The organism is Anaerovorax odorimutans (genome assembly GCF_024459955.1).
GTDB lineage: Bacteria > Bacillota > Clostridia > Peptostreptococcales > Anaerovoracaceae > Hominibacterium > Hominibacterium odorimutans_A.
On sequence record NZ_JANFXK010000190.1, the window covers coordinates 1 to 243 of the forward strand.

Consider the following 243-nt stretch of genomic DNA (forward strand, 5'->3'; position numbering starts at 1 on the left):
CGATAGTTGGCATTTTTGTTCAATAACTGATCGTACAAATCGACGTTCGGATACAATAGGTCATTGGCTCCTTTGGAGTTTTTATATCCTTCCAGTTGTTTCTGATTATAGTAAGGAGTCAATCCGTCATTTGCACGCGCTTCATTGTACAGATTAGCATACTGATAAGAATTCAGAAAATCAGGAGTACGCGTCATCTGTACCACACCTGCTTCGGCGGTTGCGTTATAAATGCGGCGGTTG

Annotated in this window: 1 protein-coding gene; it reads right to left on the bottom strand. The window is 42.0% G+C overall.

Annotation, left to right across the window (positions count from 1 at the left end; translation table 11 throughout):
* Nucleotides 1-243 (bottom strand): hypothetical protein (locus NE619_RS18430; RefSeq protein ID WP_256133915.1); only part of this gene is annotated, 243 nt, incomplete at both ends.